This is a genomic window from Roseibium algae (assembly GCF_037783265.1).
Lineage (GTDB): Bacteria > Pseudomonadota > Alphaproteobacteria > Rhizobiales > Stappiaceae > Roseibium > Roseibium algae.
In genome coordinates this window covers 566,922-586,339 of the sequence record NZ_JBAKIA010000001.1, presented here as the reverse complement: position 1 = coordinate 586,339, position 19,418 = coordinate 566,922, and the positions used below count along the sequence as shown (strand labels likewise).

Below are 19,418 nucleotides of genomic sequence, written 5' to 3'. Positions count from 1 at the left end.
ATGAAGGATATCATCACCGTTGCCGTGATTGGCGCCGGTATCGGCCAGAAACACCTGCGGGCCTATCTGCAACTACCTCAGAGGTTCAAGGTTGTTAGTTTGTGCGATATTGATCTGGAGCGCGCTGCAAAAGTCGTCTCGGAAGAAGGGGCCGATCCGGATGTTGTGAAGTTGTCCAACAGCTTTGATGATCTGATTGCTCGTGACGATATCGACGTCATCGATATCTGCCTGCCTCCGCATCTTCACTTCGATATGTCGATCAAGGCCCTTGAGGCTGGTAAGCAGGTGATCTGCGAAAAGCCGCTGGTGAGTTCGCTCAAAGAAGCGGATCTGCTGATTGAGGCTGAGAAAAAGGCGAAGGGCACGCTGACGCCTGTGTTCCAATATCGATATGGATCAGAAGTCGCAAAGCTCAAGGCTCTGATTGAGGCTGGTCTTGCCGGCAAGGCGCTTGTCGCCAGTGTTGAGACACACTGGAACCGAACGGCTGCCTATTACGACAATCCATGGCGCGGAACCTGGAAGGGCGAACAGGGCGGCGCGGTTCTGGGTCACGCCATACACAATCATGATTTGCTCTGCGCTTTCATGGGTCCAATTCGCCAGCTGAATGCTTTTGTCGGCACACGGGTCAATGACATTGAAGTCGAAGATTGTGCTTCGATTTCGTTCCAGATGGAAAATGGTGCGCTTGCGACAAGCTCGATCACTTTGGGGGCTGCGACAGACATGAGCCGCTTTCGTTTCTGCTTCGAGAAACTGACGGCTGAAAGCGATATCCTGCCCTATGCGCCTGCTGAGGGCACATGGTCGTTCAAGGCACGCGGTTCTGAGGCCGACCAGGCCAAGGTGGATGCGTGTCTGGCTAAGGTTCCTGACATTCAAAGCGGGTTTTGCGGATTTCTGGAGGCTCTGGCTGATCGTCTGCAGTACGGCGGGACAAATTCGGTTACGCTCGATGATGGTCGCAGATCAGTTGAACTGGTCACCGCGATTTACCAGTCGGCCAGAACCGGAAAATGCATCATGTTACCTCTGTCAAATGACTGTAACCTCTATGAAAGTTGGCAGCCATAAAGCAGAGACACATGAGGGAGAGAACTGCAGATCACATGATCTGATGAGCAAAGACAAAAGGGAGGAAACCTATGTCCATAAAAATGAATCTTATCAAGCTTGCGGCAGGCACGGCGACGCTTGGTGCTGCCATGGGAATGAGCGCAGCGTTTGCGCAGGAAATCAAATATATGTGCTCCAGCGATGGCACTGAGTGTGAAGTCGCACGTGAGATTTTTGACCGGTTTGAAGCTGAAAATCCTGGCGTTACCATCAAAATTGATGAGGTCCCCTACAAGGCTATTCTGGAAAGCCTGCCGGTTCAGCTTGCTGGTGGCACAGGCCCTGATTTTGCGAAGGTTACAGACCTTGGCGGCCTCAACAAATATTACCTTGACCTGACCCCTTACGTGGACGCTGCCTATTGGGAAGACAGCTTCGGCGGGACGCTTGATTGGTATCGCAAGGGACCAGACGACAAGGGCATCTACGGGATGCACTCCCAGCTGACCATCACCGGTGCTTACATCAACACCACACTGTTCGAACAGGCTGGTGTTGCTATTCCGGGACCAGATGCGACATGGGATGACTGGGCAGAGGCAACCCGTGCTGTTGCCAAGGCGACCGAGACCAAGTTCCCGATGGCCATGGATCGTTCCGGCCACCGGATCGCAGGTCCTGCCATTTCCTATGGTGCCAAGTTGTTCGATGCTGACGGCAATTTCATCCTCGTGGATGATGGTTTCACAGGCTACGTTCAGAAGTTCGTTGACTGGAACAACGATGGCACGATGGCACGTGATGTCTGGGCCGGTATTGGCGGGACCAGCTATCAGGATGCGTCCAAGGAGTTCATCAACGGTCAGCTGGTCTACTACTACTCCGGCAGCTGGAACGTCGAGAAGCTCGAAGATCAGGTCGGCGATGCGTTTGATTGGGAAGTCGTAGGCTCTCCATGCGGCGCGGGCGGTTGCTCCGGAATGCCGGGCGGTGCGGGCGTCGTTGGTTTTGCCAGCACTCAGCATCCTGAGCTTGTTGCCAAGGCAATCGACTATCTAGCGCGTGAAGACAACTACACCGAGATGACTGCCAAGACGCAGAATATTCCAGCTCACCTTGGTGTTGCCGCCAAGGGGGTGGATTATGTCGGAGCAACGCCGATTGCAGGCAAGGCGATCAACGCCTGGGGCCAGCAGGTTGGCAAGATCTCTCCAGTTGCCTTTGCGTATCAGGGCTACAAGCACAACCGGGCGATGTTCAACATCACGGTTCAGCGCGTGACCCAGGCAATCGTTGGCGAGTTGACTGTTGAGCAGGCGATGGACCGCGCAAAACTGGATGTGGCGAAAGCGCTCGCCGAAGCGCAATAAAAAGCCATTTTGCCTCGCCAGGCGGATTGCCTGGCGGGGCATTTTCATCCTGATACGCGGTCATGCAGTTTCTCGATGCAGGGGTATGCCATGCTGAATGTGATAAGCATCTTCATGCGTTTCATCGAAGTGCCGATGAAATTCCTTCAGGACAAATTGGGCCTGAAAACACCAGCCTGGCTGTTTCTTGCGCCAAACTTGGTCCTTTTTGCTCTCTTCGCTTTTCTTCCCGTGATTTTGAATATCGTCTATTCGCTGACGGGCACGGATCAGATCCTGCTGTCCGACCGGACCTTTGTGGGTGGTGAGAATTTCTCGGTTTTGGCGCGTTGCGACAATTACCTTGATCCCAATTCATGCTCCGAGGATCTGTTCTGGCGAGCGGTTCACAACACCGTCATTTTCGTCGTTCTGCAGGTCGGTTTGATGGTTGGGTTCTCCCTTTTGACCGCGCTGGTTCTGAACCGTGAAATCAAGGCGCGCGGATTCTTCCGGGCGGTGTTCTTCTTTCCCGTTCTCCTGTCGCCCGTTGTTGTTGCGCTGATCTGGAAGTGGATCCTGCAGCGCGAAGGTGTGCTCAACGCCTGGATGGAAGGCGTGGGTCTTGAGAGCTTCAATTGGTTGCTTGACGCCAGCTGGGCCTTCGGCTGGACGGTGTTTCTGTCGATCTGGGCGCATATGGGGTTTTACACGCTGATCCTTCTGGCTGGTCTTCAAGCCATTCCCAGGGATGTCTATGAAGCGGCGATGATGGACCGTGCCTCTCCCTGGAGGGTGTTTCGGCGGATAACTTTGCCATTGCTGATGCCGACCATGCTTGTTGTGCTGGTGTTGGCGCTGATCAAGGGCGTGCAGACCTTTGACGAGGTCTTTGCCTTCACAGGCGGTGGTCCAGGGTCCGCAACAACACTGATCATTCAGTATATCTACGAAACCGGATTTGCCGCCACACCGCGCCTGTTCGGTCTGGCCTCTGCGGCGTCCGTCATGCTGGCGTTGATCCTGGTCGTGCTGACCGTCGTGCAGCTCTGGATTAACAGGAGAAACGTCAATGGCTAGAGTGCTCTCCTTTCTCACCCGAACGCGCGGCAATGGGGCTGGCAAGCTGCATTGGACCGACTGGCTGTCTTATGGCTATCTGTTGTGCGGCGTCTTGCTGATGTTCGTGCCGGTCATCTGGCTGGGTCTGTCCTCTTTCAAGACAGAGGCCGATCTGCAAAGATTTCCGCCCCGGTTGTTGCCCATGGCACAGGAAACGATGGTCCTGCCGGGCTATGATGAACCATTGCCTTTGTACACGATCACTGACGGAGAATATGCTGGCGAGGTTTTGGCTCAGGTCCGGCGGATCGGCATCATTGCACAGATGGTGCGGCCTGATGCGCCGACCGAGAGATTGAAGGTCAACATCAAACTGCGCGAGCCTGTCGAGAAATTCAGACTGGCAACCGAGAACTACACAGAGCTGTTCGAGAAATTCAATTTCGCGCTCTATTTATGGAACAGCGTCTTCATCACGGCAACGGCCACAGCCATCATGTTGCTGGTCAACTCAATGGCTGCCTTCGCGCTGTCAAAATACCAGTTCCGGGGCAGTAATGTTGTGCTGGGTATGGTGATCGGGGTTCTGATGGTGCCTCAGACCGTGGTGCTCGTGCCGCTGTTTCTGATCTCCAAGGAACTGTATCTGATCGACAGCCTTTGGGGGGTTATCATCCCCGGCGCTGCGACACCGACGGGGGTGTTCCTCTTGCGTCAATACATGCTGACCATTCCGGATGAGATCCTGGATGCTGCCCGTATGGACAAGGCCAGTGAATGGAAGATCTTCTGGCGAATTATCCTGCCGCTCAGTGCACCGGCCATAGCTGTCCTGGCCATTCTTGCCATCATGTGGCGCTGGAATGACTTCCTCTGGCCGCTGATAGTTCTGTCCGACAGCGACAAGTTCACGCTGCAATTGGCGTTGAATACATTCCAGGGGGATCTCAACACCCAGTGGAGCAATCTCCTGGCCATGACGATGTTGGTGTTGCTGCCTATCGCGCTGGTGTTTGTCTTCTTACAAAAATACATCGCGACTGGAATCGCGTCGACCGGGGGGAAATAACGTGGGACAGCTTGTCTTAAAGGACGTCAAAAAATCCTATGGATCCCACGAGGTGATCAAGGGTGTCGATCTTGATATCGAGAAGGGCGATTTTTGTGTCTTCGTCGGGCCATCAGGCTGCGGCAAGTCCACGTTGCTGCGGATGATTTCAGGGCTGGAGCCGATTACCGGAGGCACCATCAGCATCGATGATGCGGTTGTGAATGATGTGCCTGCGGCAGATCGCGGCCTGGCCATGGTGTTCCAGTCCTATGCGCTCTATCCGCATATGTCGGTCAGGCAGAACCTGTCTTTTGGCCTGGAAAACATCCAGACTCCAAAGGCCGAGATCGCAGCCAAGGTCGATGAAGTCTCCAAAATGCTTCAGATCGACCCTCTGTTGGAGCGCAAGCCGAAGGATCTGTCCGGCGGTCAGCGTCAGCGGGTTGCGATTGGCCGGGCCGTGGTGCGTGAGCCAACAATCTTTCTGTTCGATGAGCCCTTGTCGAACCTGGATGCGGAGCTGCGCGTTGACATGCGCGCCGAGATCGCCGGACTGCACAAGCGTCTCGGCAACACCATGGTCTATGTGACTCATGATCAGGTCGAGGCCATGACCATGGCTGACAAGATCGCGGTGTTGCGGGCTGGGGTCGTCGAGCAGTTCGGCGCGCCACTCGATATCTACAACAAGCCTGAGAACCTGTTTGTGGCCGGTTTTATCGGCTCGCCGAAGATGAACTTCTTGGAAGGCGCCGTTGGCACTGTCAGCGCAGCCGAGTTTGAGTTCGTACCTACATCCGGTCCCCCGTTCATGCTGGATCACGCCAGCTTTGACATTGAGGCAGGCATGAAGGTGACGCTGGGCTTCCGGCCCAATCATCTGGCTGTTGTTGAGGCGGACAAGGCCGACATGACCGTCAGCGTGCGCGGCACGGAGCAGTTGGGTGGCGAATCCTTCGTCTATTCAAACACACCCGATGGAGCTGCCCTGACCCTGCATCTCAGCGGCCAGACCAGCATTGAGCCGGGAACTGAAATCGGTCTGAGCCTGGATCGGGCGCTGTGTCATCTGTTCTCGACGCAGACGGGCGTGAGCCTGCGATCCTGATCTTCGCGTTTGTTTCCTGCATCCTTTCGCGATCTTCGCATTTGTCGGTCGGTAAACGCTGAGAAATGGATTCTGCAATTGCCGGATGGGTCTCACATGGGCTATCTAACCGGCAACTGGACATACTCAAACGCGTAGATTGCGAAAGGACTTCCTGATGGCCGAAGTGATGACTGGCGCTGCCGAAATCGGATTGATCGGACTGGGCACGATGGGGGGCAACCTTGCGCTGAACATTGCGGAAAACGGGTTTTCCATCGCCGTGTTCAACCGGACCGTTGCAAAGACCGACAGTTTCTTTGCCTCTGCGGGTCCTTTGGCGGACAAGATCGTGCCGACAAAGACGCTGCAGGATTTCGTCGCCTCGATCAAAAAGCCACGTGCCGTCATCCTGATGGTGCCAGCGGGCGAGGCGGTCGACGCGCAGATTGCAGCGCTGCGTCCCCTGCTGGACAGCGATGACCTGATCATTGACGCGGGCAATGCGAATTACCACGACACCAACCGGCGCAATGACGACGCGAAGGCCAGCGGCACGCGTTTCATGGGCATTGGCGTGTCCGGCGGTGAAGAGGGCGCGCGTTTTGGTCCGTCAATCATGGCAGGCGGCCCAACGGATGCCTGGGATCAGGTCGGCCATATTCTGGAAGCGATTTCGGCCAAACATGGCGATGTGCCTTGCGCCGCTCATCTGGGCGATTCCGGTGCCGGTCATCTGGTCAAGACCGTGCACAATGGCATTGAATATGCCGACATGCAGATGATCGCGGAAGTCTACGGTGTGATGCGCGACGGCTTCGGTATGAGCGCTGCCGAGATCGGTGACGTTTTTGATCAGTGGAATGGCGGCATCCTGCAGTCTTATCTGATCGAGATTTCCGCCAAGGTTGCCAAGACCGCAGATCCGGACAGCGGCAACCCGATGCTGGACATCATTCTGGACCGTGCCGGCCAGAAGGGCACCGGTCGCTGGACGGCCATCGAAGCCTTGATGCTGGGCACACCTGCCAGCGCGATCGAGGCTGCTGTTGCGGCCCGCACCATGTCTGCCCGGCTGGACGAGCGCAAAAAAGGCGAAGCTGTCTTCGGTGCTGCCCCTGCTGCCGTCGACAAGGCCGCGATTGCCACTTCCATGCTGGAAGCCGCACTCGTGGCTGGCAAGATCGTCTGCTACGCGCAAGGCTTCGGGCTTATCCTTGAAGCTGCCAAGCAATATGGCTGGGCGATGCCCCTGCCGGAAATCGCCAAGATCTGGCGCGAGGGCTGCATCATCCGCTCTGCCATGTTGAACGACATGGCCGACGCCCTGGCTGAAGACCCTGAGCGCAACCTGATGCTGGCGCCGTTCTTTGCGGACAAGCTCAAGGACACTCATGACGCCCTGCGCAAGGTTGTGGCCGAAGGCGCGCTGAAGGGTCTGCCAGTTCCGGCGCTGTCCTCAGCCCTGTCCTATTTCGACATCATGCGCACCCAGCGCTCCACCGCCAACATGCTGCAAGGCCAACGCGACTTCTTCGGCGCCCACGGCTTTGAACGCACCGACAAGGATGGCTCCGGCTATCACGGGCCTTGGGCGATGAACGCGGGTTAAAGTCCGGGTTGTTTGACTGGATGTGAGGAAGGCCGGGGAAACCCGGCCTTTTTTGTTGGGAGGGATGACACACCTCTCCGCCGTCATTGCCGGACTTGATCCGGCAATCCATGCCGTGACCTGTCCAGATCGATGGGCTGTCGATGGAGGTGAGGGCAGGGAATGGGTCCCATGGTCGAGCCATGGGATGATGGCTGAGTATAGGCAAGGTTCTCTTCACCCCTGCGGTCATCCCCGCCTCCGCGCGGGGATCCAATCCACGTTGCTTCAAATCTCTATGGTGTTGTTCGTGTTGCAGGCGCTCTGCGTTCAATGGCGCGGCTTCGGGTGCCAATGTATCCCCGATCCAGTCGGGGATGACGGCTGAGGGGATAGCGTGGGGAGACGTTCGTGGGGATGGCGGCTGGTCGGCTGCTGGAGGGTGGTGGATGACTCACCTCTCCGCCGTCATTGCCGTACTTGGTCCGTTAATCCATCCCGTTGCCTGTCCAGATCGATTGGCTGTTGGTGGATGTGAGGTCACGGAACAGGTCCCATGGTCGAGCCATGGGATGAGGCTCTTGTGTGTTGCAAATGCCCTCCTCCTGCGGTCATCCCCGCCTCCGAGCGGGGATCCAATCCACTTTGCTTCTAGCCGAGGTGAGGCTGTTCGTTTTGAAGGCGCTCTGCATCCAATGGCGCGGCTTCGGGTGCCAATGGATCCCCGATCCAGTCGGGGATGACGGCTGTGAGGGGGCGGCATTAGGTAGCAAACGCACCAAATCACAGGCAGTAAAAAACGGCTGGTTCTTTACAATGCTTTGTCATGAAGCCCGCCAAACTCCAAAGTTACGACAGCACCATACGCGGCCTGTTTACCAAGTGCGTCACCCTCTTTCACGAGAGAGAAGAACAGCTATCAAGACTCGCCAACCTGGACAACGACATAAGCGCCATAGACCGCACTATTCGACTTCTAGGGTATGAGGGTGATTTAAACGCCCTGATGCCTCAGAACGCAGGAAACAGACGTTACAAACAGGGTGAGATAAGCAGGCATGTGTCTGACATTCTTAGAACTGCCAGAGAGCCGCTTACAAGCCGTCAGATTGCGTTACAGATAGCAGATCGGCGCGGAGAGAACCCGAACGACCACAAGCATATGGTTCGCCTAACGAACAACGTTTCCCGTGCACTGGGCAACTTCCGTTCTCAGGGGTGGGTTGTTTCTGAGGGGAGTGGGAACAATTTGCAGATGTGGCGGCTGGCGCGATAACCAGCCGCCTATTTTGTTCAGCTTAAGCCGCTGCTGGTGCAGGGAGCAATTTAGGCAAAAACTCAAGAGCCAAGTTATCGCGTCCCGTAAAGTATTTCACCGCCCTATTGGGAAGCCATTCCTCTCGGAAATGCCGCCGCCAGTGATGAAGAAGAATCTCAGGATATGCCTTGGCAGATACCCGCCTTCCATCTTCAAAAGCGTGGGTGTACGTCGGCAGGGAATTGGTATCAATTCCGTGCTCGTCCCTCAGCCACTTGCAGAACATGCGGCCATGAGAAATATCAGGCATCATATGCTCTGGAAGTGAATATCCCATGATTTCCATCGGAGCGATGAGAGCCTGTGTAAGCTCTGTTAGAATTGAAAAATGACCAACAGGAACGTTTGGCTGGTTTGCGACATACCGGCGCAGGTGATAGGGGATTTCAGAGCGAACAGGGGCACCCCTGCCAGACATCCAGTCGAAAACCCACTTACTGACCTTCACCGCAAATTCTGGAGAAAGCCACTGAGCGAGGTGGATAGCTACCTGCGGATGGACCCATGTCCCCTGCACCCGAGGGTCGCCACCCTTAAGAGATTGAACCAATTCCGATATGGGAATTCCCATATCGGTTTCTAGTTCAATGAGAAAGGGTTCAGTTGATTTCAATCGGCGATAGTCAGCCCAAAGTTTGCCCGCCGCCTGACACATAGCTGTGGCATTGATATAGCCGTCTTTGGGACGCTGGTAGATGATTTCCCCCTGAGCTTCGTGGGGGATCAGTTCAAAGTGCTGCTGCATTCCGACATAAACCTTTCGTTATGTCTTTATGCGGAGGTCTTAAATCGGCCTTGACATTTTCATACGCACATACAATATGCGTTAGTGATCACAGACCAACCGCAAGGTTGTTCAAAAAATTGGCCCGGCTAGGTGTTACCGCACCGCCGGGTCGTTCCTTTTATGTTACGTACGAATACGCAACCATAGATTCATGGGGTCTGCAACCATGGATTACAAGAGGTATGTGTTAATTTCCCTTAACTTTCTATGCGCTGCCAATAGCCTTTCCACTCTCTGCTAACTGGATGCGCCATTGACAGTCCAAGCGCACGGCCTACAAGAGCGCCGTTGCTTTCGCGACGATGATCCTCAAGCCATGCGGCATGGCCTGCATACTGATGCAGATAGCGAGCACTAACGTGGTGATGCTGTCACCGTACCATGCGGCGCAGGCGGGAGAAGAAGCTTTCGGCTTGGTTCGTTGACACGTGGTCGATTGCGTAGGCTTCGGGTGCCAATGGATCCCCGATCAAGTCGTCGGGGATGACGGCTGAGGGGATAGCGTGGAGGAAGGCGTTCGTGGTGTGGCGTCTGGCATGATGGCTGAGGCGGTGCGGTCTTGGCCCCGACTTAAGGCCCCCCGCAAAAAACTTATCCCCGCTGTCAAATGCTGTCGTAGTCTTGGGGTGTCCCCCTCTCACGGGCCTTTGCCGGACCGACCGGCAAGGAGGAGCGGGATGGGTGTGGGCTGGCAGGGCGTGTAACGAACGTGTTGTCGGGTCCGGTGGACGTAAACCCGGGCACTACCGTACGAGCCTGGGGGGACTGGTCGTCCCGTTCGGGTGTATGGCGGTGGCGGTCTTCACGGACTGCCAGACGCCTGATCGGGAGGGGTACGCGTCCATGATAAACAACCGAGGCAGGGCGTGACAGCCGGAGCCGAAGAAACATTATACCACTACAGCGCTGGCGCCAGCCGCCGCGCTCTGCCGACCCCCGGCCAGCCGCCAGCATTATGGCGATGATCTGGCCAGACAGGGACGCTGAAACGAAGGGCCAGCCAAAACGCCGGGGAGAGATCCTGCGGCGGATTTCGTGCTGCCTCTCAAGATTTCCCTCTCCCGATCAGCTCTTCCAAAAACAATTTCCGAGTTTGACCACAAGTTGTCTGCGATTGGCAGCGGCTGCCGGATGCGGATCAGGCGACCCGCTTGCCCTGCCGCCAGACGGTTTTCAGGACCGGATAGCTGTCATGCACGGCGACCCTGAGCAGATCAGCGCGCAGGCCGATGGCAATCTCGCCGCGATCCGTCAGTCCGGCGGCCCAGGCCGGGGCTTTGGTCACCATGCGGACCGCAGCGGGCAGGTCCTCGGCGAACTGCGGATCAGCTGCAATCATGAAGGCGGCGTCGAACATGGACCGGGGCACATAGTCGGAGGCGAGGATGTCGATCAGGCCTTCGTGCATCAGGTCGCCAACGGCGACATTGCCGGACTGGGAACCGCCGCGCAGCACGTTGGGCGCACCGCCAACGGTCAACATGCCGTGTTGCTTGGCCAGGCGCGCGGCTTCCATCGTGCAGGGAAATTCAGAGATGGTGATGCCATCTGCCATGGCTTCAGGGATATGCTCGGGTTCTGTGTCATCATGGCTGAGCAGGGGCAGGCCATGCTGTTTGGCCATCGCAACGACCTTGGGCCGGACGGCCTTGATGATGTGGTCGAAGTCGGCTGTCAGGGTGATCAGTTCGGCTTCGGCCTGCTTGTGCGAAATATCCGCATCCAGCATCCGCCGGTGGATCCAGCTTTCGATGTCGCGGCTTTGACGGCGACCGGGCAGATGCTCCATGACCGACATGATCCGGACGATGTCCTTGCCCAGGTGGGTCTCGATCAGGTCCGGCGTATCCTCACCGGTGAGCTCGCAGCGTAGGTGAATGAAATGCTCGGCTTTCAGCATGTCAGCCCGGGTCGCTGTTTCCAGAGCCTCGATCATCGGCGTGAGTATTTCCCGCCGCTCGGCGTTTTTGGTGACGGAGCCAACGGCGAGGCTGTCGAACACGGTTGTTGTGCCGCTGCCGATGATCTGGGCGTCATGGGACAGGGCCGCGCGCATGGCATCCCAGCGTACATGAGGACGGGGCAGGACATGCTTTTCGAAATGGTCCGTGTGAATGTCGACCAGACCGGGCAGCAGATAGTCTCCGCCAAAATCGATACCCGGCGCGGAAGATGGCCCTTCCGAGATATCGGTGATTGTTTCGCCGTTCAACCTGACGCTGCCATGGATGATTTCGCCTGCCAGGACAATGCGTGCGTTGCGCAGCACCAGCTCGTCGCCGGAAAGAGTGAGGGAGGAATCGATCTGGTTCATGACGGCTCGTGCGGTTTCATCTGGGCGGAGGGAAGCAGGGCGTGTGGAGAAGTGAGCTTCAGGACGAGCGGGAGACTGACCCTTTGTGACAAAGGCAGGCCGCCCGCCTACGGGACCCAGTAAGCAGCGGAAACGCTTATTGGGCAAGTCCCAGGTCTGCAAGATACTTGATGGATGCGGGCACATCGGCGTGATCACGTAGCTCAATGATCAGGCGCGGTTCGCTATTCAGCTTGCCAAGGGCTGCGAAAACCGAGTGCCAGAGAATGTTGCCCTGGCCGAGGGACCAGTGGCGATCCGCATGGCCGTCGGCGTCCTGCAGGTGGATGTGGCGCAGGCGGTTGCTTGCGGCCTTGACGAAATAATCAACGGGCGGCGCACCGTTTGAGCCGTGGGCATAATGGGCATGGCCGGTGTCTATGGAAACGGCGACGGCGTGTGATCCAAAGCTGTCAGCGAGTTTGATCCGGGCGTGAGGATCAATGTCCTCGATGTTTTCAATGACCAGCTCGCAGCCGATGTCTTCGGCGCGCTTGACGGCGTCTGACATGGTCAGGTGGCAGAGCTCAATCAGTTGGTCTCGGCCATTGTCGCTGTTGTCGAGATTGTTGTGATCCCAAGTGGTGAACGGGCTGTGCACGACCATATGGGTCGCACCGAGCGCTTCGCAGACGTTCAGGCCCTGAGCCAGACGCTGCTTGACGATTTCGCGGACATCCGGGTCCATAGTGTCGATGGTGAAGCCCCAGAATGGCCCGTGAATACCAACGCGGCCTTTGTGACCATCCAGAACTTTCCTGGCGCGCTCGACGACGGAGGCCCAGTCGCCCTTGAGGACGCTGGCGTCAACGAAGTCCTGTAGTTCCAGATCTCGTGGCTTTTCCAGCATCAAGTTGCGATGGGTTTCGAAGGTGTTCAGATTCAATGCAGCGCCAAGAGTTGGGAGATCGGTCATGATGTCAGCCTGTGATCGTGAGCAGTCAGAATGCAAAATTCTCGACATGACATAAACCAGCTGTTTGACAGGGCCGCGACACTCGGAGCCCTGCCTGAATCCTAGTACCCCCGCTGACGGTCGACGCTTTCAGGGACTTTGCCGGTCTGTGCGAAAGCTGCAACATTTTCAGCAACGATTTTGGCCGCGGTGGAATGGATTGTCGGTGCGGAGATATGCGGCAGGACTGTCACCGATGGATGGGACCAATAGGGGTTACTTTCAGACAGAGGTTCGCTGGCAAAGACATCCAGCACGGCGTGATTGATTTGTCCGCTGTCGAGTGCAGCGATCAGAGCAGTGTCGTCAATAATTGGTCCTCTTGCGAAGTTGATCAGGCTCGCGCCCTTGGGCATATGCGCCAAGGCCTGTTCATTGATGAGCCCGCGAGTGTCATCTGTAAGGGGCATCAAGAGCACGGCAATGTCTGTCTTGGAGAGAACTTTGGCCAAGCCATCCGCGCCAGAATGGGTTTCCACTCCTTCAATGGTCTTGGCGCTTCGGCTCCAGCCACAGACAGTAAATCCGTTTGCCTTCAGGCGAAGTGCCGACCTTTTGCCGAGATTGCCAAGTCCCAAAACAGTGACTGTGCGATCTGATGGCAATTCCAGAGCATGTTCGCGCCAGATTTTGGTGCTTTGCTGTTTTGCATAGCGGGGCATGTCCCGGTGTAGATAGAGTGTCCAGGCAAGCACGGCCTCAGACATGGTGTTCGCCATTTGCGGATCGATCATACGGACAATGGCCGGGCCATCCTGGGGCAGTTCAGCGGCCATGTGCTCGACGCCAGCCCAAAGGCTTTGAACCCATTTAAGGTTGGGAAGGGACTGCAGGTCTTTTGGATCCGGGTTGGCGACAATGGCAACCTCAGCTGCTTGGCATTCATCAACGGACAGCTCTGCGAGCAGCTTGACTGTATGAGTGGGCGCGAGCGCTTGGCTCAAATGCTCGCACCAGAGCGATAGTTCGTCCGGCTCGGCCCGCGCGACAAGAGGCAAGACTTTCTGTGTGATTGGGGAGTTGATACTCATGCAGCGAAAATTCCGCTGGTGTCTGCAAAACCCTTGATCTCGATTGGGTTTCCAGATGGGTCGCGGAAGAACATGGTGCTCTGTTCGCCGGGCTCTCCCTTGAAGCGAATAGTTGGCGTCAAGACAAAGTCGAGCCCGGCTGCGCTTAGCTTGTCAGCAAGCTTTTGCCAGGTTGGCATGTCTAAAACGACGCCCAGATGAGGCATGGGAACCATATGCTCGCCAACTTTGCCGGTGTTCTCTGTCTTGAACGGGGTGCCAAGATGCAGAGATATTTGGTGCCCGAAGAAATTGAAGTCGACCCAGGTTTCGGTACTGCGTCCCTCCTTGCACCCTAATAGGTCGCCATAGAAGGCGCGTGCCTCATCGAGATCCGTTACGTGATACGCGAGATGAAAACAGGACTGCATGGATGTCTCTTTTATTATGTAGGTGGCTAAGATGTTGAATCAGCAGTCTATCATGAGTGCCTGGAATGGGCAGTATGTGGCTGGCGTTAGGTGCCGATTTTTTGGAGCGTCATTGCGCAGTGGTGAAATGGATGTGGTTGCGCTTCGCTTATTAATGAAAAGAAATATGACGTAAATTGCATAAATCTAAGTGCCTGGTGCCCTTATTTATCCTGATTGTTGTGCAACGCAGGGAAATTGGCGTCTTGCTGTTGTGTCCGCTGCCTCATAGTGTAAAGTGAGCTCCTATCAGATCCTGTTGAAGCCAAGATACTATATCTTCGTTCCGGCGCTCGTAGCAATGGAATGTCGCAGGATCATCTTTAGATCAAAGTGGATTAATGAGTTCCAAGAAAGCCAAAGCTGAATATCGAAAACAGTGTGGGTTTTCTCGTGAGACTGGCCGCTTTTCTTCCAAATCTGTGAAGTTTGGTTTTCGCGCCGATGAATACTCTATGAGTATTGACGAGCTGCGTTCGTTTTCTAATCGCATATAGACTATAGTGGAGTAATCACATGAAGAAGTTTTTTGTATCGGCCGCTGCGGCCGCGCTTTGCCTTGGGGCGTCTTCTGCCATGGCTGCAGAAGATTGCGGCGATGTTTCCATCGCTGAAATGAACTGGGCTTCTGCGGGCGCTATTGCGCAGATCGACAAGATCATTCTCGAAGAAGGTTATGGCTGTAAAGTGGAGCTGGTGACCGGCGACACTATGCCAACGTTCACCTCGATGAATGAAAAAGGCGATCCGGACATGGCTCCTGAGCTATGGATCAATGCCGTTCGCGAGCCTCTTGATAAAGCTGTTGCAGCCGGTGAACTGATCATTGGTGGCGAGATCCTCAATGAAGGCGGCCTCGAAGGCTGGTGGATTCCGACTTACATTGCCAAAGAGCACAACATCAAAACGGTTGCAGAAGCGCTTGCGCATCCTGAGCTGTTCCCGGGTGCTGAAGACGAATCTAAGGGCGCTCTCTTCAATTGTCCGTCGGGATGGAACTGTCAGATCCTGACTGCAAATCTGTTCCGTGCGAACAAAGGCGAAGAAGCTGGTTTTGAACTTGTTGATTCCGGTTCTGCAGCTGGCCTCGACGGCTCTATTGCACGTGCCTTCGAGCGCAAGGTCGGTTGGTTCGGCTACTACTGGGCGCCAACAGCGATCCTCGGTAAATATGATATGACGATGCTTGATTTTGAAGTGCCGCATGACAAGGCTGAATGGGATAAATGTACAGCTATTGCCGATTGCGCAGACCCTAAGAAAAACGCTTGGGCAAAATCTGAAGTCTACACAGTCGTAACGGATGAGTTCGCTGCTAAAGCTGGCGTTGCTATGGATTATGTAAAGGCTCGTACTTGGGATAACGCAACAGCAGGTCAGGTTCTTGCGTGGATGTCAGACAATCAGGCAACCAATGAAGATGGTGCTTACTACTTCCTTGAAAACCATGAAGATGTTTGGTCCAAGTGGGTGTCACCTGAGGTCGCTGCGAAGGTTAAAAAGTCTCTTTGATGAGATTTTGCAGACATAACGAAAGCCCGCGTACTTGGTGCGCGGGCTTTTATTTTGGTCCTATGAACCATAGGGGGAAATGAGATGGACTGGATAGAATTTCCATCACTCGGTAGACGCGACTTGCGTGATCTGCGACTGGCTGTTGATGGCAGCTTTAAAGACTTCACACGGGCTTATGGTGAAGGTCTTGAAAGTTTCTTTGCACCGCTCAAGACTTTTCTTGTGGCGTTGGAGAGCTTGTTGCTTACATCGCCGTGGCCATTGGTGCTGCTGGTGCTGATCGGCATCGTGTTCCTGATGAGCCGTAGTTTCAAGATTTCCATTGGATCTCTGATTGCCCTGTGCCTGATCGGGTATTTCGGCATGTGGGACGACACCATGCGAACCATTGCGATGGTTGCGGTGTGTACGTTGGTTGCCATTTTGTGCGGCATTCCTGTCGGGATTATGATGGCGCGCTCGGACCGGGTTCAGGCCTTCGTCAATCCGGTGCTCGATCTGATGCAGACGATGCCAAGCTTTGTCTATCTGATCCCGGTGGTGATGATTTTCGGCCTCGGCAAGGTGCCGGGTGTGATTGCGGTTGTGATCTATGCCATTCCGCCGATGATCCGATTGACCAATCTTGGTATTCGCCTGGTTGATACAGATGTTCTGGAAGCTGCTGACGCATTTGGGTCTTCTGCTTGGCAGAAATTGACCAATGTGCAGTTGCCTCTGGCCCTGCCGACGATCATGGCCGGGATTAATCAGTGCATCATGATGTCACTTGCAATGGTTGTTGTTGCTTCGATGATTGGCGTCAAGGGACTTGGGCAACCGGTTCTGCAGGCCATCAATAATCAGTATTTCACTATGGGTGTCATGAACGGTCTGGCCATTGTGGCCATTGCCATCATTTTTGACCGCGCCACTCAAGCCTATGGCAAGCGCCTGCAGAAACACTCGGAGGTGGTCCATGGTTGAGGCAACTGGAATCGAAATTCGCAATCTCTACAAGATCTTTGGTCCTGATGGAGCGTCGATGGTCGACAAGGTCAAGAATGGCATGTCGAAGACGGAACTGAACGAGAAACACAATCACGTCCTGGGTCTGAATGACATCAACATCTCCATGCCCGGTGGGAAGATCCAGGTAGTGATGGGTTTGTCAGGGTCGGGTAAATCGACCTTGATCCGCCACGTGAACCGCCTGATCGATCCGACCGCTGGCGAAGTTCTTTATGGTGATGAAGACGTCTGTAAAATGTCTTCCGGGGAACTTCGGCAGTTTCGCCGCCACAAGACAGCTATGGTGTTCCAGAAGTTCGCTCTTCTGCCGCACCGGACTGTTATGAAGAACACGGTTTATGGTCTGGAAGTTCAGGGTGTAAAAGGCAAGGAAGCTGAGGAACGGGCGCAGCGCTGGATCGCACGCGTTGGTCTGGAAGGCTTTGAAGACTATTATCCAAACCAGCTTTCCGGCGGGATGCAGCAACGTGTCGGTCTGGCCCGTGCGTTGACCAATGATGCTGATATTCTGCTGATGGATGAAGCATTTTCCGCACTTGATCCCCTGATCCGCATGGACATGCAATCCGTCCTTCTGGATCTTCAGGAAGAGCTCCAAAAGACGATCATCTTCATTACGCATGATCTTGATGAAGCTCTTCGGCTTGGGGACAGGATCGCCATCTTGCGTGACGGTGCCGTCATTCAGCAAGGCACAGGACAGGATATCGTTCTAAGTCCGGCGGATGAGTATATTTCCAGCTTTGTTCAGGAAGTGAATCGTGGCCGGGTTATCCTGGTTGATACGGTCATGGACAAAGACAAGAAGCAGGAAAGCGGTCTTACCATCCCGAAAGGGGTCTTGCTTGAGGAGGCTGCGCGTGCCTTCGCCGATTCAGGCGAAAGCTCGGCAAATGTTGTCGATGCAGCTGGTGATACCGTTGGTCTCCTGACGGTGCAGGATACAATTACAGCAATGGTCACGCCTGCAAGTCACTAAGCTGACTTTCTGCTGGTTTGATATGGCTCCGGGCGCAATGCTCGGGGCCATTTTTATATAATTTGAATGGTTTACTGTGTATTACTAGTTGGAGTTGTTTTTTCAGAGATTTAAATATTGAGCTCTTATTTGATAAATTTGCTAAACTTGTTTTTTAATTTATTTCGAATGAAGACAATTATTTAATTTTAGAATCTTGGTAGCATAATTATATTTTATGACTTGATGGATTCATTTACTCGTTCTTTTTGTTGATGATGCGTGCATTGTCAAATTTATACACTTTTATGTGGTTTTCACTGGCAATTGAGCTGATGAATAAAATCCAATTGATATTTTTAACAATGACTAACCAATTTCCGTTCAGAACTGTCACCCAAACGGCATGAGCGAAAAAGGATCGCCGGTGAGCGATTCAACTTACCATTGTGCCTTGCAAAGTTGAGCTGTTTTACTTCAGGGGACTGGGACTTCACTTTAATATGCAAAGAAAAACAAAATTAACCCGTGTAGATAACGCCTATGATCGCCTGAAAGATGAAATTCTTCAGAGTAAGTTGCCTCCTGGGTTTCAGGCTCCAGAGCCCGATATCGCCGAACGGCTAGGTATGAGCCGCACCCCTGTGCGAGAGGCGTTAATCAGGCTTGAATCTGATGGGCTCGTCGAGTTGGTGCCAAGGCGAGGTGCCAAAGTACTCGCGCTGTCTTTGAGTGACCTGTTGGAGATTTACGATCTTCTGATCGCGCTGGAGCCGGCCGCGCTGTCTAAACTTGCTGGTAATCAAGTCGCTGCTGAGGACCTCGAGGCGTTGGAGGCCCTGATTTACAATCTTGAGAAGGCACACGGCGATGGTGATCTTGACGCTTGGGGCGAGGCTGATGATCAGTTTCATCGCAAGTTGTTGAGTTTGAGCAGCAACCGACGCCTTGCGGGTTATGCTGGTTGTCTTCTTGATCAGGTCTATCGAGGGCGAATGGTTCTGCTGCGCATGCGGAACAAGCCGGTCAGCGCAGTTCAGGATCATCGAGACCTGTTGGCTGCTGTCCTGTCTGGAGACTCGGACATGGCCTTCTCGCTTTGTGTTTGCCATCTGGAAGTTGTCAAGCAGGCGCTGCAGGAGGTTTTTACAACGTGCCGATTGGTGCAGGTGTAGGAGGTCGATTGGCTTCGACGCTCATGTGGAAAAATGCCTTTCTACTGAAGTCGATGGCGGTCGCGTTTGCTCAGCGGCTTATCCACGGACTTGTGGAAATCAGGCAGTCTGACTTTTTCTGGAGATCAGTTCTTTTCAGAGCTTTACCAAACTTGCTTCCAGAACTGTTTGCAGCGCAGCCTCGACGGGCAGGCGCTCGCCGTCGTTGATAGGTTGAAGTTATATCTGTAGTTAAAAGTTATGACTTATGGCTTGGCTTGGATTTGTGTGCCGATCGCTGCGCCTGTAACTTTGAGCCAGACGATTGGAAATTATGCTTGGCTATGTATCAGGCTGGTTCCTTGAGGAAACGCTAGTCGATCTGCTGTCGACCAGCGCGAGGACGTCCTGCGGGAGGCGGATATCTTTCTGGATAATGGCACCTTTATCGAGACTGGGCCCCACAAACATGCGGTTCAGGGGAGCGTTCTTTCTCTACGTGTATGAGCCAGCCGGGAATCGGATTGAGGTTGCCAATGCGGGCACGCGCCTGATCCTCCAGCCTGACTGGGAGGTGGTCGTGTGGAGCTAGGAAGATCGCAAGAACGGTCAGGCCTGTGGCCTGCAGACAATCAAGAATTTTCACACCCACGGCACGCCGCCGGTGGGTGAGACTAGGGGATGA

General features: G+C 54.7%; 15 protein-coding genes and 2 pseudogenes. 11 read left to right on the top strand and 6 right to left on the bottom strand.

Features of this window, described 5'->3' with window-relative positions; all coding sequences use genetic code 11:
* The 6 genes from V6575_RS02660 (at position 1) to gndA (ending at position 7,223) form a co-directional block, all read left to right on the top strand.
* Positions 1-1,080, top strand: coding sequence for a Gfo/Idh/MocA family protein (locus V6575_RS02660; protein ID WP_340272479.1), 1,080 nt, complete (start codon positions 1-3; stop codon positions 1,078-1,080).
* A 71-nt stretch (positions 1,081-1,151) separates the two neighbouring features.
* Positions 1,152-2,432 carry an ABC transporter substrate-binding protein gene (locus V6575_RS02655; RefSeq protein ID WP_340272478.1) on the top strand — a complete coding sequence of 427 codons (1,281 nt, stop codon included), beginning with the start codon at positions 1,152-1,154 and terminating at the stop codon, positions 2,430-2,432.
* A gap of 90 nt (positions 2,433-2,522) precedes the next feature.
* Complete coding sequence (locus tag V6575_RS02650; protein WP_340272477.1) at positions 2,523-3,491, top strand: carbohydrate ABC transporter permease; 969 nt, start codon at positions 2,523-2,525, stop codon at positions 3,489-3,491.
* Positions 3,484-4,542, top strand: coding sequence for a carbohydrate ABC transporter permease (locus V6575_RS02645; protein ID WP_340272476.1), 1,059 nt, complete (start codon positions 3,484-3,486; stop codon positions 4,540-4,542). The genes V6575_RS02650 and V6575_RS02645 overlap by 8 nt, the downstream gene beginning before the upstream one ends.
* A 1-nt stretch (position 4,543) precedes the next feature.
* Positions 4,544-5,632, top strand: coding sequence for an ABC transporter ATP-binding protein (locus V6575_RS02640; RefSeq protein WP_340272474.1), 1,089 nt, complete (start codon positions 4,544-4,546; stop codon positions 5,630-5,632).
* A gap of 157 nt (positions 5,633-5,789) precedes the next feature.
* Positions 5,790-7,223: an NADP-dependent phosphogluconate dehydrogenase gene (gndA, locus tag V6575_RS02635; protein WP_340272473.1), complete on the top strand. Its 1,434-nt coding sequence runs from the start codon at positions 5,790-5,792 to the stop codon at positions 7,221-7,223.
* A gap of 1,277 nt (positions 7,224-8,500) precedes the next feature.
* Here the strand turns inward: gndA and V6575_RS02630 are convergent.
* The 6 genes and pseudogenes from V6575_RS02630 to V6575_RS02605 all read right to left on the bottom strand — a co-directional run bounded on the left by V6575_RS02630 (position 8,501) and on the right by V6575_RS02605 (position 14,056).
* Positions 8,501-9,265 (bottom strand): KilA-N domain-containing protein, encoded by a 765-nt coding sequence (locus V6575_RS02630; RefSeq protein WP_340272472.1) that lies wholly within the window; start codon positions 9,263-9,265, stop codon positions 8,501-8,503.
* 239 nt (positions 9,266-9,504) lie between these two features.
* Positions 9,505-9,729 (bottom strand): annotated as a pseudogene (locus V6575_RS02625) (transposase); the annotation flags it as partial.
* 716 nt (positions 9,730-10,445) lie between these two features.
* Positions 10,446-11,621, bottom strand: coding sequence for an alpha-D-ribose 1-methylphosphonate 5-triphosphate diphosphatase (locus tag V6575_RS02620; RefSeq protein WP_340272471.1), 1,176 nt, complete (start codon positions 11,619-11,621; stop codon positions 10,446-10,448).
* Positions 11,622-11,757: 136 nt separating this feature from the next.
* A complete protein-coding gene (locus tag V6575_RS02615) occupies positions 11,758-12,576 on the bottom strand; it encodes a sugar phosphate isomerase/epimerase family protein (protein ID WP_340272469.1) in 819 nt (272 codons plus the stop codon).
* 101 nt (positions 12,577-12,677) lie between these two features.
* Positions 12,678-13,646 carry a 2-hydroxyacid dehydrogenase gene (locus V6575_RS02610; protein WP_340272468.1) on the bottom strand — a complete coding sequence of 323 codons (969 nt, stop codon included), beginning with the start codon at positions 13,644-13,646 and terminating at the stop codon, positions 12,678-12,680.
* Entirely contained in the window at positions 13,643-14,056 is a 414-nt protein-coding gene (locus tag V6575_RS02605; protein WP_340272467.1) for a VOC family protein, read from the bottom strand. Before V6575_RS02605 ends, V6575_RS02610 begins: the two co-directional genes overlap by 4 nt.
* Before the next feature lie 555 nt (positions 14,057-14,611).
* On the opposite strand from V6575_RS02605, the gene V6575_RS02600 reads away from it, so the two are divergent.
* The 5 genes and pseudogenes from V6575_RS02600 to V6575_RS02580 form a co-directional block, all read left to right on the top strand.
* Positions 14,612-15,607, top strand: coding sequence for an ABC transporter substrate-binding protein (locus tag V6575_RS02600; protein WP_340272466.1), 996 nt, complete (start codon positions 14,612-14,614; stop codon positions 15,605-15,607).
* 84 nt (positions 15,608-15,691) lie between these two features.
* Positions 15,692-16,576, top strand: a complete 885-nt coding sequence (locus tag V6575_RS02595; protein WP_340272465.1) for an ABC transporter permease — start codon at positions 15,692-15,694, stop codon at positions 16,574-16,576.
* Positions 16,569-17,600: a quaternary amine ABC transporter ATP-binding protein gene (locus tag V6575_RS02590; protein WP_340272464.1), complete on the top strand. Its 1,032-nt coding sequence runs from the start codon at positions 16,569-16,571 to the stop codon at positions 17,598-17,600. The genes V6575_RS02595 and V6575_RS02590 overlap by 8 nt, the downstream gene beginning before the upstream one ends.
* Positions 17,601-18,082: 482 nt before the next feature.
* Positions 18,083-18,754 (top strand): GntR family transcriptional regulator, encoded by a 672-nt coding sequence (locus tag V6575_RS02585; RefSeq protein ID WP_340272463.1) that lies wholly within the window; start codon positions 18,083-18,085, stop codon positions 18,752-18,754.
* A 363-nt stretch (positions 18,755-19,117) separates the two neighbouring features.
* Positions 19,118-19,418, top strand: a pseudogene (locus V6575_RS02580) (VOC family protein); the annotation flags it as partial.